This is a genomic window from Pediococcus sp. EKM201D (assembly GCF_011800215.1).
GTDB lineage: Bacteria > Bacillota > Bacilli > Lactobacillales > Lactobacillaceae > Pediococcus > Pediococcus pentosaceus.
Genome location: NZ_JAALFK010000002.1, coordinates 1 through 15,116 on the forward strand (window position 1 = coordinate 1; position 15,116 = coordinate 15,116).

Here is a 15,116-nt window from a genome sequence, read left to right on the forward strand (position 1 = left end):
CATAATCTTGCGATTTGTAAGACCCTACACTATTGATTGTCAAAATTTTGTTCAGTTTTCAAAGGTCTACTATCGTTGTCATATCAACGCTGTTAGCGCTTTTGACAACTATTTAACTATATCATCGAGATCAATTACTGTCAATAACTTTTTTTAGCATTTTTTCATAAATCTAATTCGATGACTGCTGCGAACTAACGCTGCTAGAATATAATACCAATTTTACCCGTGATTCGTCAATAGTTTATTTTAAAAAAGTAATAATTACTTAGTAAAGGATTAGAAATTGATTTGTTAACGATTTCATGAAGCTAAAAAAACATCTTTTTCCTTGCGTAAAATGCACAAAAAAAGAATGAGAATTTTGCTATTCTCATTCTTTTCTTAGTTCTTATTTAATCGATGGGTTTCATCGTTGGGAACAATAGTACATCACGAATTGAAGGAGCATCAGTTAGCAACATCACTAAACGATCAATCCCAATTCCAAGTCCCCCTGTTGGTGGCATACCATATTCAAGTGCTTCGATATAATCTTCGTCAATACCTTCAGCTTCATCGTTACCTGCTTCACGTTCTGCAACTTGAGCTTCAAAACGTGCCCGTTGGTCGATAGGATCATTTAATTCAGTAAAGGCATTACCATATTCATTACCTAAGATGTACAACTCAAATCGATCTGTAAAACGATCATCTTCGGCGTTCTTCTTAGCTAGTGGAGAAATTTCTACTGGATGTCCGTAAATAAACACCGGTTGTTTCAATTGGTCTTGAACCTTTTCTTCAAAGAATTCATTGATGATGTGTCCAACTGTCCACCAAGACTCGTAGTGGATACCATTTTCATCAGCAAGTTTCTTCGCATCTTCAACCGACATCTTAGGCCAAAAGTCCACTCCCGCATATTTCTTGATTGCATCGACCATGTGTAGACGTTCAAAATCTTGACCTAAGTCAAGTTCTGTTCCTTGGTACGTAATCTTACCATCATCTGAAACCGCTGCAACTGCTGCCTTAAAAATTCCTTCAGTTTCATCCATTACGTCATGGAAATCAAAGTAAGCTGCGTATGTTTCGAGCATAGTGAATTCAGGATTATGACGAGTATCAATCCCTTCATTTCTGAATACGCGACCGATTTCGTATACTCGTTCCATTCCACCAACAATTAGCCGTTTTAAATGAAGTTCCAACGCAATCCGTAAATATAAATTGATATCTAGGGCATTATGGTGTGTAATAAATGGACGTGCACTAGCTCCACCAGCTTGAGTATGTAGCACTGGTGTTTCAACTTCGGCAAAATCATTACCATCAAGATATCTTCTTACTGCTGAAACAATCTTAGTCCGTTTTCTGAAACGATCCATACTATCATCATTAGCAATTAAATCAAGATAACGTTGACGATAAATTTGTTCAACGTTTTGTAAACCATGGAACTTGTCGGGAAGAGGACGGAGCGCTTTACTTAAGAAAGTTAGTCCCGTTACTTTAATTGTTAATTCACCCATATCGGTTTTCATGACATCCCCAGTTACACCGAGGAAATCACCAATATCAGAACGCTTAAAGACTTTGTATACATCTTCGCCTAAAACATCCTTACGAACGTACAATTGCATTTTTCCAGAACGGTCTTTAAGATCTGCAAAACCGACCTTACCCTTACCACGCTTAGAGATCATACGGCCGGCAATCGTAGCTACCACGCCCTGTTCATCAAGCTCTTCCTTTGTCATATCACTGTACTTTTCGTGTAATTGTGCTGCTAAATGTGTTCTCTCAAAACGATGACCAAATGGATCGATGCCCTTATCACGAAGTTCTTGCATCTTTTCGCGACGAACTCTTAGTTGGTCATTCATACTTGGTTGTTGCTTTTCACCCACTATTTTGTCCCCCTCTTAAATTTATTCAAATATAATTATTACCTACTAAAACAACAAATTGCAACCTTAATTCAAAGTTCTTACTCTTCTAGTTTCGAGTTTTTCAATAAAACTATCAAAAATATTAATCATTTGTTGCTCAGTATCTGCTCCCGTTACAGCCACCTTGGTTCGAGCTGAATGTGGAATACCCTTGAGGTAGTAGGCAGCTTGTCCACGGAATTCTCGCGGACCGACATTTTCACCCTTCAATTCTACTAGAGCGTGTAAATGCTCTTTTGCAATCTCAATTTTTTCTCTTGGTGTAGGTTCATCAATAACTGTTCCATCATTTAAATAAGCTGAAATTCGTTGTAATTCCCATGGATTACCCAGTACAGCACGGCCAATCATTACCGCGTCCGCACCAACTTCATCCAACATTCTTTTGGCATCTTCAGGTGTCCGTACATCTCCATTACCCATAAATGGAATATGTAACTGACTTCCAACTTCTTTTAAAATATTCCAATCTGCTTGTCCAGTATACATTTGTTTACGAGTTCGACCGTGCATAGCAAGCGCAGAAGCACCCGCACGTTCGGCTGCTAATGCATTTTCAACCGCTAAAATATGGTTAGCATCCCAACCAGTTCGCATTTTAACTGTTACTGGTTTTTTAACCGCATCCGTCACGTAAGATACCATCTCATATACCTTATTAGGATCCAGCAACCAACGGGCACCAGCATCAGTATTAACAACTTTGTTTACGGGACATCCCATATTGATGTCAATAATATCTGCATCAGTATTTTGATCAACAAATTTAGCAGCTTCTACTAATGTTTCTTTAGTACCACCAAAAATTTGAATACTCATTGGATGTTCATTTGGATCAACTGTCATCATGCTCAGAGTTTTTTTGTTTCCATAGATAATTCCTCGGTCGGATATCATTTCGCAGACCACTAATCCCGCACCGAATTTTTTACAGATCATTCGAAAAGCAGTATTAGTCACACCGGCCATTGGAGCAACAACTAGTTGATTTGGGATTGTAATGTCCCCAATTTTCCATTCCATTTTTTCACCTCGTCAAACTTTTTATGCATGCAGAATATAATATCACAGAAATTCATGATTGTGGAGAAGCTTACCAATTTCACTTATTTTTGGTCAATGATTTCTTGGAGATCCGCTTCCGAAAATACATACTTATTACCGCAGAAACGACAAACCGCCTCAGCACCATGATCTTCTTCCATCATTTCTTTGATATCTTGTAATGGTAATGCTGAAATTGAATCGCCAAAACGTTCTTTAGAACAATCACATTCAAATTTAACATCCATCTTGTCTAAAAATTTAATCTCATCATCATTGAAAATATCTTTTAAAATTTCCTCTGGTGTTTTACCAGCACGTAACATTTCTGAAACTAGTGGAATTTCTTTCAAACGTTGTTGAAGTTTATCAATAGCATCGTCTGTAGCATCTGGCATAACTTGAATCAAGAAGCCACCTGCCACCCCCACCGTTTCGTCAGGATTAACAAATACTGATACGCCGACGGCAGAAGGGATTTGTTCAGATTGGGCTAAATAATACGTAAAATCGTCCCCAATTTCTCCAGAAACTAAGCCAACTTGTCCAGTAAATGGATCTCCTAGACCCATATCTTTGGTAACAGCCATTACCCCAGCATTCCCAACTGCTTGCCCCACATCAATATGATGATCTTCTTTTAAAGGTAATGAAACATGGGAATTCTGAAGGTAGCCCTTGACCGTTCCGTTCGCATTTCCATCAATCACAATCGTTCCGGTAGGGCCGCCACCATTAATTTTGACAGTTAATTTTTCTTCGCCCTTTAAAACCGACGATGATAATAACAGTGTTGCCGTTAAAGAACGTCCCAATGCAGCAGTTGCGGCACTCCAAGAATCATGACGTTGTTGTGCTTCTTGCACTAAATTAGTGGTACTAACCGCGTAGGCTCGAAACATTCCATCATTTACAATACTTTTAACTAAATAATCTTTCATTTTATACCCGCTTTCATCAAAAAATCGTGAGTGCATTTTGCAACCCACGATTCTTAAATTATTGATTTTCTGAATGATTGTTATCGTCTTTTGGATAATAAACAGTCGTAGCAGAATCACTTTCTGAGCCGTCATGCTTAACTGCCTTAGCAGCTTCATCATGGCGTTCAGCTTCTTTACGTTCTAGTTCTCGTTTAGATTCTTCGAACGTTGCAGCTTTTTCGCTCGGAAATTCAGAAGTAGTTTTCTTTTCAGGCATCTTGCCTGTCTTGAATAAACTAATAATTTGCTTTTCATCAAGTGTTTCATGTTCAAGCAATGCTTCCGCAATAATCTTATGTTGTTCACGATGCTCTTCAATAATCTTACGAGCTTCGTTATAACCTTCAGTAGTAAAGCGCCGAATTTCTTCGTCAATTGTCGCAGCTGTCTTTTCAGAATAAGCTGGTCCACCTTCACCATAGTAGGATTGCCCCGGAGCAGCCAACTCGACTTGACCAATTTTTTCGCTCATCCCATACTGAGTAACCATTGCTCGAGCAATTTGAGTAGCTTGCTCAAAGTCATTTGATGCTCCAGATGATTGTTGGTCAAAAATGATCTCTTCTGCAGCACGACCACCCATCAAACCAGCAATTTGTTCCATAGCATCTTTCTTCGACATTAACATTTGATCTTCACGAGGAAGCATGATGGCATAACCGCCGGCACGTCCACGAGGAACAATTGTAACCTTGTGAACAACTCGTGCATCGTTTAATACCAAACCGACAATTGTATGTCCAGCCTCGTGGAAAGCAACTGTCTGACGTTCCTTCTTGCTAACCACTGCGTTCTTCTTCGCTGGTCCTGCAATTACTCGGTCTTCAGCTTCGTCTAAGTCAGCAGCATCAATCGTCTTCTTATTACGACGAGCAGCTAACAAAGCAGCTTCATTAAGTAAGTTTTCCAAATCAGCTCCAACAAAACCTGGTGTTTGTTTAGCAATTTCTGCTAAATCAACATCACTATCAATTGGCTTATTCTTGGCATGAACTTTCAAAATTGCTTCACGTCCATTAACATCTGGACGACCAACTAAGATCTTACGGTCAAAACGTCCCGGACGTAGTAAAGCTGGGTCTAAAACATCCGAACGGTTAGTAGCAGCCATAACAATGACTCCTTCATTTCCCGTGAACCCATCCATTTCAACCAATAATTGGTTTAAAGTTTGTTCTCGTTCATCATGTCCTCCGCCGGTACCATTGCCACGGCGACGACCTACAGCATCAATTTCATCAATGAAGATGATTGATGGAGCATTTTTCTTAGCTTGGTCAAACAAGTCACGTACACGACTTGCACCAACCCCAACAAACATTTCCACGAAATCCGAACCAGAAATTGAATAGAACGGAACTCCGGCTTCACCGGCTACCGCTTTTGCAAGTAAAGTCTTACCAGTTCCGGGAGGTCCTTCCAAAAGTACCCCCGCTGGGATTCGAGCTCCCAACTGAACAAACTTACGTGGATCTTTCAAGAATTCAACAACTTCAACAAGTTCTTGTTTCTCTTCTTCTTCACCCGCAACGTCAGAGAAGCGAACTTTATTTGCACTCTTATCAGCAGGTTTGACCTTGGATTTACCAAAGTTCATCACCCCTTTACCTCCGCCACCTTGACCGGCTTGACCCATCATCATGTAGAAGATAAAGATAAAGAAAATTAAAGGTAAGCCCGTTACTAGTAATTGAACCCAGAAACTGCTTGATTCTTCTTCTTTAGTTGTGACCTTAACTCCATCAGCTGAAGCAGATTTAGTTATTTCGGTAATTGTTGAATCATTCTGTAGAACTGAAGTTTGGAATCCAGTCACCTTATTAGATGAAACGGTTCCTGGGAATAATCCTGCTGAAGAATCATCCTTTTGTGCAGAACGATATTTACCTGTAACCTTATAAACTCCATTGGCTGGCTGAATATCAAAGCTCTTCACGTTGTCTTTTTTAAGTTGTGAGACAAATTCGCTAGACGAAATAGTAGAAGTTTGGCTATTGCCACCCTTTCCAACTACAGCCGCGATAATTCCCATAATACTCAAAAAAACTACGATATAGAAAAGACTATTTTTAAACAGGCCATTTCTGTTATTTTTCATGTAGTTCCTCCTTGTAAGGCATCAAGAAATATCAGTTACAATCTTGACCATTGACGATATAATACCATATTTGACTAACTTTGACCAATGATTTTATTCGTAAACTTCTGGCTTCAAAACTCCCACATAAGGTAAGTTTCGGTAATAGCCTTGATAGTCTAATCCATAACCCACTACAAACTCTTTAGGTACGGTAAAACCAACGTAGTCAGCTTTAGCTTCTACAACACGTCCAGCTGGCTTGTCTAAGAAGGTACAAATCTTAACGCTTTTCGCATTGCGTGAATATAATAAATCCACAATATAACTTAATGTCCGCCCAGTATCAACGATATCTTCAATAATTAAAACATCGCGTCCATTAACATCTTCAGATAAATCTGACACCAAATCAACAGTTCCCGTTGATTCCATGCCACCTTTGTAACTTGAAACATCGATAAAATCAATTTCAGAATATACATCAAATTCACGAACGACATCCGTTGTGAAGAACATAGCACCCGTTAATACACTTAAGATTAAAGGACGTTTTCCTGCATAGTCCTTTGTTAATTGTTTACCTAAACGTTCGCAAGCTTCCTTTATATCCGCCTTACTGTACAAAACTCTGGCGATATCATTGTCCATGGGGACTTCCTCCAATTCTAAATTCCATAATAAATTGTTGATTATCTTTTAGGAAAGGTTCCTTTAACCAGGCCTTTCGCAAACCTGGTACCCATAAAATTTCATCATCAACATCCGTAATTGCAAAATAACGTTCTCGTTGTTCATTCGGAACCTTTTGATCAATTAACTCTCGACGAATTGTTTTATAACCACCATTTTTAAGTCTTAAGCGGTCGTTGGGGTTTATTTTCCGGATAAAAAGCGGGAACCTCAGCTGATTGGCGCTCAAAACCATCGTCTCGTCAGCATCCAAAGCCGACTTTTGATTAGATAATTGGAATTGAGCATCACCATCTAAATTTAACCACGAATTCAATGTTACCACACGCTTTTTTACTTGTTCACCTTTTACGGTTATTTTTTTACCAATTCGTAGATAATTGTACGTGATTTCAAATTTATAGTTTTTTCCAATGTCGATTGTAGCTTGAGCTTGTTTAGTATTATTAACCAATCGAACTAGCTCATCCAACTTATTCTCATTTATTGCAATTTCCGCATTAACTTCAGTAATAATTTTTAAAATAATTTTTTTCTGCCATGGGAGCGATTCTTTACGTAGTGCCAGCAGATCAAAGCTTTCATCTCTTTGTAACTTAGTAAGTTTTTCAAGAACCACTTGGTCGACTAAGTTAGACTGTTCTAATAGCTGATCTTGATAGTGCTGGATATGTTCAACCACCCTTGGATTTTCTTTTCGAAAAGCAGGAATGATTTCATTTCGCACACGGTTACGTAAAAATTCAGTAGTACGGTTGGTTTGATCTTCAAACCACCGTAATTTATTTTCTTGAGCGGTCTCAATCAAAAATTGCTTAGTAAATTTTAGAAACGGGCGAATTAGCCATCCTTGTGCAAACGTTCGCCGTTCTGGAATTCCATTTAATTGATTTAGCCAGCCCCCCCGAATCACTTGCATTACGAAATTTTCAGCTTGCTCATCCGCATTATGTGCAGTCAATAGTACTTGCGCATGCTGGTCATGCATTACCTGCTTAAAAAAAGTATATCTAAATTCGCGTGCAGCAGCTTCTACTCCATGTTGAGGGTGCTGACTTTTAGGCCAGTCCGTCTCCATAAACGTGATTTGATGCTGTCGACACCATTTATGTAAAAATCGTTCTTCTTCAATACTTTGCTCACGCAGCTGATGATTGACATGGGCAACAATCAATTGTTGATGCTTAATTTTAGTTGAATTTATCAATGCGTTAATTAGCACCGTTGAATCGACTCCCGTTGAAACTGCCACTACGATTTTGAATTGGCTCAGTCCATATTGTTCAACAATCTGATCACCTAGCTCACCGATTTTCATAGTTAACTACGGCGTCCGCCACGGCCACCACGTTTACCATCCGTATTACGTTTTAACGTTGATAAGCGTGACTCACTATCCTTTAAAAATCCAGAGAGCATTTGATCAAAATCTGGTTCCACATTTGAGCTGCGTTGTTCACGATGATTATCGCGATGACTGTGTTGATTATGTGAATACTTTCTATCCATGTTTCCTGCTGGACGGCCATGGAAATTTCCATTGGAATGGTGGGAAGTTGAAGCAACTTTAGCAGTTTCTTTTTGTACGGGATGATCAACTGCCTTTCTAATTGAAAGAGCAATCTTTCCATCGTCCGCAATCGATAAAACCTTAACCTTCACGGTGTCTCCAACATTAAGTACATCATGAATATCCTTAATAAAACCGTCAGAAACTTCACTAATATGGACTAAGCCCGAACGATTCTCCCCCAAATCAATAAAAGCTCCGAAATTTGTAATTCCTGAAACTTTTCCGTCTACCTTAGTTCCAACTTCGATTGTCATAAATACCTATGATCCTCCTAAAAAATTTAATGCTTAATTATACCATTCCACACCGACTCCTTGCGAGTTTTGTTCACGCAAATTCAGTCCATTAATTAACAAAAAAAGCATTAAGATGACCTACGTCATTTCAATGCTTTAATCTAATTTTATTTTGCATCATTTGGCAAATTATAGACAGTTTCACCTTTTTTAGTATAGAGATATTTAGAACGAATCAATTTTTCCAAATATTGTTCATCGTTCATCTGCTTAACTTTGACTTTGAGCGCCTTGTTATCATTTTGAATCTTTTCATAATGCGCTGTTTCCATTGCTAATTTATTATTAACGCTACTTCTGGAAATATGTGCATGGACAATTTGAAAAATAAAAATGGTCGCAATAATCGCGAAAACACCTAAAATAAATAGTGCTCGTTGTTTACGGGCCCTAGCATAGGGATTTACTGCTCCTGTCGCTGTTCTTGCTTTCATACTTCTCTTATTTTTCTTCACATTTTCCATTAAAATAACCTCTCAATTATCTTAAATTATAACAACGCTTTCTTTAACTGTCTATCATTTTTAACTTCTTAATTATTTTCTAAAATCTTGTTCGTAATTTTCGGAAACGATCGTGTACATCCGTTCTGCATCATCTTTTTTCGTAGTATCTAAAAGCTGATCAACTTTAATTACCAACGTTTTATTTCCAAAACGAATTTCAATATGGTCGTTTACTCCCACATTAGTTGAAGATTTAGCCACTTTATCATTGATCAAAATTCGTCCTTGATCAGCTACTTCCTTAGCTAAAGCACGCCGTTTGATAATTCTTGAAACCTTTAAAAATTTATCTAATCTCATTTAACAATCCTCTGTACCATTCTTAAAATTTTTGAACCATAGGGAATAGTCAACCATTCCCGAATACTAAATAACCTGAATTTAAAGATATAACTAATAAAAACACCTGCTCCAACGATTACACCCATTACTGTGATAATAGTAGCGCCGAAGCGTCCTGGAGAAACTACTGTTAATTGTAAAACAATCACGAGTAATTTTACTACTATGAACATTAACAAATTTCCCCAGATGAGTTTCCTTAAAAAGTGATGTTCTCGGTAAACCCGTTTCGACAACTGACTCGGTAATGCATAATTCATCACACCTGCAATCACAGCTAAGCTTAATACTGTCACGAGACTAGCTCCTAAGATTCCCAACCATTGAGTAGCCCAACTATTTAAAACAACTTTAATTATAATTCCTGTGATAATGGCCACCAAGGTCGGTTTAACAGCCCCCGCACTTTGCAAGATGCTGTTATACACAAAGATTAATGCAGCAAAAATCACACTTAAATTGTACACAGCTAGAGCTAAGGAACCTTCCGAACTGCCAAATAGCAGGTGATTGATTTGAGGCATTAAAGCCACCATTCCTATACTGGCAGCCATCGATATGGTTAGTGAAACCCGCAATAGTGAGGTTGCTGATCGATAAAAGGCTTTTGTGTCCCTTTTTTGTAAAGCCTCCGTAAGAGATGGTAGCAACGTGGTGGCAAAAGCCGTAGCAATCACCGTCCCTAATTGAACTAACGGCTGTGCACGATCATAAATCCCCTTCATCGACTTAGCCATTGATTGGGTTAGCCCACCACTGACCAAACTATTTTTAACCGTGAACGAATCTACTAACTGTAGCAAAATAATCATGGCTGCCAATAAGCAAATTACGCCACCTTCAACCACAAAGCGTTTCACTAAAATTTTAAACAGTTGCCAATTAAATTTATGTCGTTTAGCTTTTATTAACTTGGACCCAAACTTTATAAAAAAGAGCGTTGAAGCAACGGCAGCTAAAGTTGAACTAGCCATCGCCCAAGTCCCCATTTTATACACGGACCAATTTAGTTTAACCGCCAATACCGCAACTAAAATAATGATTGAAACCCGCACTACTTGTTCAAGCACTTGTGATTTAGCCGTCGGCGCCACATCATAAATTCCTTGGTAGTAACCCCGCCCCGTCGCCAATAATGGCATAAACAGGAACATAGTCGAAACCATTCGCAATAGTGGGGTTAAACTAACATCCCCCATTGCACCAGCAATCCACCTAGCACCTACCATTAAAAATAAAAATATTAACAATGATAGCCCTGCCAAAATTAGCATCGCATAGCGACTTAAACGTAACCTTTTTTCTTCTTCGGGTTCCTCAGCAATAATTTTTGATATAAAAATCGGAAATCCATTTAATGCAAAGGTCATTCCAATGCCATAAATTGGATAGATTTGTTGGTATACATAAAAACCAGTATTACCAACTAAATTTTGAAGGGGCACTCGATAGACTGCACTTAAAATTTTAGCCACAATTGATGCGATGGATAAAATTAATGCCCCACGCATAACCTTTTTAGCACTCGAATTTTTCACAATCAGTCCTCACACATATTCTTTAAGTTTCTCAATATAATTAAACAGCTGTGTAAACCAATCCTTTTGTGTCATTCGTGGTTGAATTACCAGCTTAATATGCATTTTAGCATCTGATTCCGCTACCGTCGCTCTCAGTCTTGTAACTGATAATGCTTCAAATATCTGCTCACCAGTTAATTTTTGGCTGGCTGCCCTTGTCATAGTTACAGTTAAAATACCGTCCTTGCGGGTGATTCTTTCGACTTGAACTTGATCGGCTATAATTTTCAAGTCGGTAATTTGTAATAAATTATCAACTTCAGCTGGATAATCTCCAAAGCGGTCTAACATATCATCTTGAATATCAACAACTTCTTCATGACTGTTAGCCTGACGTAATCGTTTATAGAATTCGATTTTCTGCTGTTCATCTTCAATATAAGAACTAGGAAGAAAACCTTCGATTCCGAGACTAATCTCACTATCTGAACGCCGTTTAACCTTTTTACCTTGCTTCTTCTTAACCGCATCTGCCAGCATTTGTGAGTATAAATCATATCCAACAGAATCGATAAAGCCATGTTGTTGTTTTCCTAACAGATTTCCCGCGCCTCGAATTGATAAATCTCGCATAGCAATTTTAAATCCAGAACCTAGTTCTGTGAAATCTTTGATGGCTTCCAATCGTTTTTCGCCTAATTCAGTTAACACTCGGTTTTTCTGATACAAGAAATACGCGTAAGCCACCCGTGATGAACGCCCAATTCGACCACGAAGTTGATATAATTGGGAAAGTCCCATATGATCGGCATTTTCCACAAAAAGAGTGTTAGCATTCGGAATATCAATTCCGGTTTCAATGATTGTCGTTGTAACTAACACATCGTACTCACCCGCAATAAATTCAAACAAGATATCTTCTAATTGTTTCTCGGTCATTTGTCCATGAATATAACCCACTCGGGCTTCTGGAACTAATGCTTCAATTTCAGCCACTACTTTTTCAATATCTTGAACTCGATTATGAAGGTAGAAAACCTGTCCATTACGGCGCATTTCTCGCATAATTCCTTCACGAATAGCCCCCGCGTTTTCTTCCATTACATACGTTTGAATCGGATAACGATTAGTTGGCGGTGTTTCAATCACTGACAAATCTCGCACCCCAATCATGGACATGTTCAATGTCCGAGGAATGGGGGTCGCGGTCAAGGTTAAAACATCCACCTGTGATTTAAGCTCTTTAATTCGTTCCTTATGTTTAACCCCAAAACGTTGTTCCTCATCAATTACCAGTAATCCTAAATCTTTAAATTCAACATCCTTAGATAATAGTCGATGGGTTCCAACAATCACGTCTACACTGCCATCTTTTAATCCCTCAAGGGTCTCCTTAACTTGTGCCCCAGTTTGGAAACGAGACAATATTCCCGTTGCAATTGGGTATCCTTCAAACCGTTCATTCATCGTATCAAAATGCTGTTGCGCCAGAATAGTGGTGGGAACTAAAATAGCCACTTGTTTACCACTTTCAACCGCTTTAAAGGCGGCCCGTAACGCAACTTCTGTTTTACCGTAGCCAACATCTCCTACTAGCAAACGATCCATCGGGCGTTCTCTTTCCATATCTTTCTTGATTTCTTCAATGGACCGTAATTGATCTGGAGTTTCAGTATATGGAAAATCATTATCAAATTGACGTTGATAGCTGTCATCTGGTTTAAAAGCAAACCCTTTTTCAGCTTCCCTTTTGGCATACAGTTCAATTAAGTCATCGGCAATGTCTTCAATCTTAGAAGCAACGTTCTTCTTCGTCTTAGCCCAGTCAGAGCCACCCAGTTTATTTAGTTTAGGGCTTTTACCTTCCGCTGCAACGTATTTTTGTACAAGATTTAACTGTGTTACCGGAATAAATAATTGACCACTCCCTTTGTACTGGATGGTCATATAATCTTGATGAACGCCATCGACTTCCATCGTGGTCATTCCCATAAACTTTCCAATCCCGTGATTGACATGAACAACGTAGTCCCCAGTTTTTAGTTCTGTATAACTTTTGAGACGTTCGGCATTTTCCACATGTTGTTGGCGAGGACGTTTTTTAGGAACCTTAGCAAATAGCTCTTTCTCCGTTAACACTACCAATTTCGTACTAGGCATATCAAAACCTTGTGGAAATGATTGTCCAATAATGTTAACCGCTGCCACTTGAATTCGATCAGCATTAACTTTTTGAGCAGTAATCTCAAAATCGTGAAGCACTTCGGTAATTTTTCCTTGTCGTTCTTTGGAATTGGCAAAGATTAACACCGTTTGCTTACGAGCTAACCATCGTTCCACCTCACCTTTTAAAACAGGCATTTGTCCAAAGAAATCTTGGACAGCCCTAGTAGTGATTTCCGTCAACTGGTCAAACTTTAAGCGCCCCATCCCTTTTTGGAACATCGACAAAAATAACTGAGGAACAGACTTTTTCTTGATCAATGTTCGAATATCGACGCCAAAGGATTCGTTATCTAACAACACGTTATTTTTTAACTGATCAACGATCCAACTGGCTTCATTATTTTCAATGTCAGTTTCAGCATCCAAGATCCGGGGATAGTCGTCTAAAACTAGCGTGCCCTTTGTTAGATAATCTAGCAATGAAGTTTTAGCTGCATACAATTGTTTAGCGTACATTGTATCTTCTTGAATCAGTTGGTGGTGTTTCCAGCGCTCGATTACTTCATTAATATTTTGTTGTAAAGCCTCAAAGTTTTCTTCACTTAATTTTTTTTGAGCTTGCGCCAGCTCGTTATTCATCGTTTTAATTGCTTGGTTTAATTTTGTTTCATTTATTATCAAGTCTGTAGCGGGCAATACTTCAATTTTTTCGATATTTTCAATACTTCGCTGGGTTGCTTGATCAAAAGTTCGCAGCGAATCGATTTCGATATCAAAAAAATCCATTCGGATTGGGTCATCTTGATTAAGTGGAAAAATATCAACTACCGAACCTCGAACCGCAAATTCACCTTTCTTTTCCACCTGTTCAACCCGTTGGTATCCCAGCGCATTCAGATCGCTAATTAAAGTTTGAAACTCATATTCAGCTCCCACTTCCAGAGTGATTCGAGCTTCAATAACATCCTTAGGTTCGGGAACTAATCGGCGTAAACCGGATGTAGAAGTAATAAAAATACCTGTCTTTGATGTCGCTAAAGCACTTAAAAATTGGATTCGTGCCGTACGATAATTTGGCGAACTAGTGGCCACCTCGGCCGCAATAATCTCTTCAGCTGGAAACCAATACGTATCAATCTCGGACTGTTCTTCTTTAAACATGTTATAGACATGTTCGGCCCGCGCTAAGCTATCTGTTACATATAAAATTGGGGCTGATTTAGTTTCAATAATCGTACTTAAGAAAAGTTGTTTAGCCGGCTCTAGTAAACCAGTAACTAATTGCCGCGACCCTTTTTGGAGAGCATCAACAACGGTTGTAACTCCCGAATCAGATGCAAAAATTTCATTTATATTCATACTTGCTCCTAAATAATCCTAGTTGTATTTATTCATTAGCTGACTGAAATTTTCAATTGTAGTCCAATCTTCTAATGCTGCTACTGCATTTTGAACACCAATTTCAAAATCGGTTATCTGTTCCTTCCTAAACTTACCTAGTACGTAATCCACGACGCTTTCTTTAGTCGGATGATCAATCCCTACTCGCACTCGATTAAAGGATTGGGTTCCTACATGGGCTATTATACTTTTAATCCCATTATGTCCCCCGGCTGAGCCCTTTTGACGAAGTCGAATTTTACCAACTGGCATATCCATGTCATCATAGGCCACAATCATGTCATTTAAATCAACATCGTAGTAATCCATTAAAGGACGCACTGCTCGACCAGAATCGTTCATATAAGTAGTTGGTTTTACTAACAAAACTTTTTCACCATTTACTCGAAAATCTGCGATCAAGGCATCACTTTGAACTTTAAAATTATTTATATCATGCTTTTTTGCTAATTCATCGACAACCATAAAACCAGTATTATGGCGCGTTTTATCATATTCTTTACCAATATTTCCTAAACCCACAATCATTTTCATGTTATTTTTCCACCCTCAACACGCAAAAACGGCTGAAAGAGCAAAAA

General features: G+C 38.6%; 12 protein-coding genes. All 12 read right to left on the bottom strand.

Translation table 11 applies throughout. The features are described from left to right. Positions 1-395: 395 nt before the first annotated feature. Complete coding sequence (lysS, locus tag HFC68_RS02895) at positions 396-1,892, bottom strand: lysine--tRNA ligase (RefSeq protein WP_002833036.1); 1,497 nt, start codon at positions 1,890-1,892, stop codon at positions 396-398. Between the two features lie 66 nt (positions 1,893-1,958). Continuing rightward, on the bottom strand, positions 1,959-2,957 hold the full coding sequence (gene dusB / locus HFC68_RS02900; protein ID WP_011673716.1) for a tRNA dihydrouridine synthase DusB: 999 nt from the start codon (positions 2,955-2,957) through the stop codon (positions 1,959-1,961). Between the two features lie 83 nt (positions 2,958-3,040). Further along, the gene (gene hslO, locus HFC68_RS02905) at positions 3,041-3,919 is read right to left on the bottom strand and encodes an Hsp33 family molecular chaperone HslO (protein ID WP_002833034.1); all 879 of its coding nucleotides are present in this window, start codon (positions 3,917-3,919) and stop codon (positions 3,041-3,043) included. Between the two features lie 58 nt (positions 3,920-3,977). After that, positions 3,978-6,059 (bottom strand): ATP-dependent zinc metalloprotease FtsH, encoded by a 2,082-nt coding sequence (ftsH, locus tag HFC68_RS02910; protein WP_011673718.1) that lies wholly within the window; start codon positions 6,057-6,059, stop codon positions 3,978-3,980. 93 nt (positions 6,060-6,152) lie between these two features. Beyond that, positions 6,153-6,689 (bottom strand): hypoxanthine phosphoribosyltransferase, encoded by a 537-nt coding sequence (gene hpt / locus HFC68_RS02915; protein WP_002833031.1) that lies wholly within the window; start codon positions 6,687-6,689, stop codon positions 6,153-6,155. Beyond that, entirely contained in the window at positions 6,679-8,049 is a 1,371-nt protein-coding gene (gene tilS, locus HFC68_RS02920) for a tRNA lysidine(34) synthetase TilS (RefSeq protein ID WP_011673719.1), read from the bottom strand. The genes hpt and tilS overlap by 11 nt, the downstream gene beginning before the upstream one ends. A 2-nt stretch (positions 8,050-8,051) precedes the next feature. Continuing rightward, on the bottom strand, positions 8,052-8,558 hold the full coding sequence (locus tag HFC68_RS02925; protein ID WP_002833029.1) for a S1 domain-containing RNA-binding protein: 507 nt from the start codon (positions 8,556-8,558) through the stop codon (positions 8,052-8,054). A 149-nt stretch (positions 8,559-8,707) separates the two neighbouring features. Continuing rightward, positions 8,708-9,064 carry a septum formation initiator family protein gene (locus HFC68_RS02930; RefSeq protein ID WP_011673720.1) on the bottom strand — a complete coding sequence of 119 codons (357 nt, stop codon included), beginning with the start codon at positions 9,062-9,064 and terminating at the stop codon, positions 8,708-8,710. Between the two features lie 72 nt (positions 9,065-9,136). Further along, entirely contained in the window at positions 9,137-9,406 is a 270-nt protein-coding gene (locus tag HFC68_RS02935; protein WP_002833026.1) for an RNA-binding S4 domain-containing protein, read from the bottom strand. Continuing rightward, positions 9,403-10,986, bottom strand: coding sequence for a polysaccharide biosynthesis protein (locus tag HFC68_RS02940; RefSeq protein WP_011673721.1), 1,584 nt, complete (start codon positions 10,984-10,986; stop codon positions 9,403-9,405). Before HFC68_RS02940 ends, HFC68_RS02935 begins: the two co-directional genes overlap by 4 nt. Positions 10,987-10,995: 9 nt before the next feature. Then, entirely contained in the window at positions 10,996-14,493 is a 3,498-nt protein-coding gene (mfd, locus tag HFC68_RS02945; protein WP_011673722.1) for a transcription-repair coupling factor, read from the bottom strand. An 18-nt stretch (positions 14,494-14,511) separates the two neighbouring features. Then, the gene (gene pth / locus HFC68_RS02950; RefSeq protein ID WP_002833022.1) at positions 14,512-15,069 is read right to left on the bottom strand and encodes an aminoacyl-tRNA hydrolase; all 558 of its coding nucleotides are present in this window, start codon (positions 15,067-15,069) and stop codon (positions 14,512-14,514) included. Positions 15,070-15,116 lie beyond the last annotated feature (47 nt).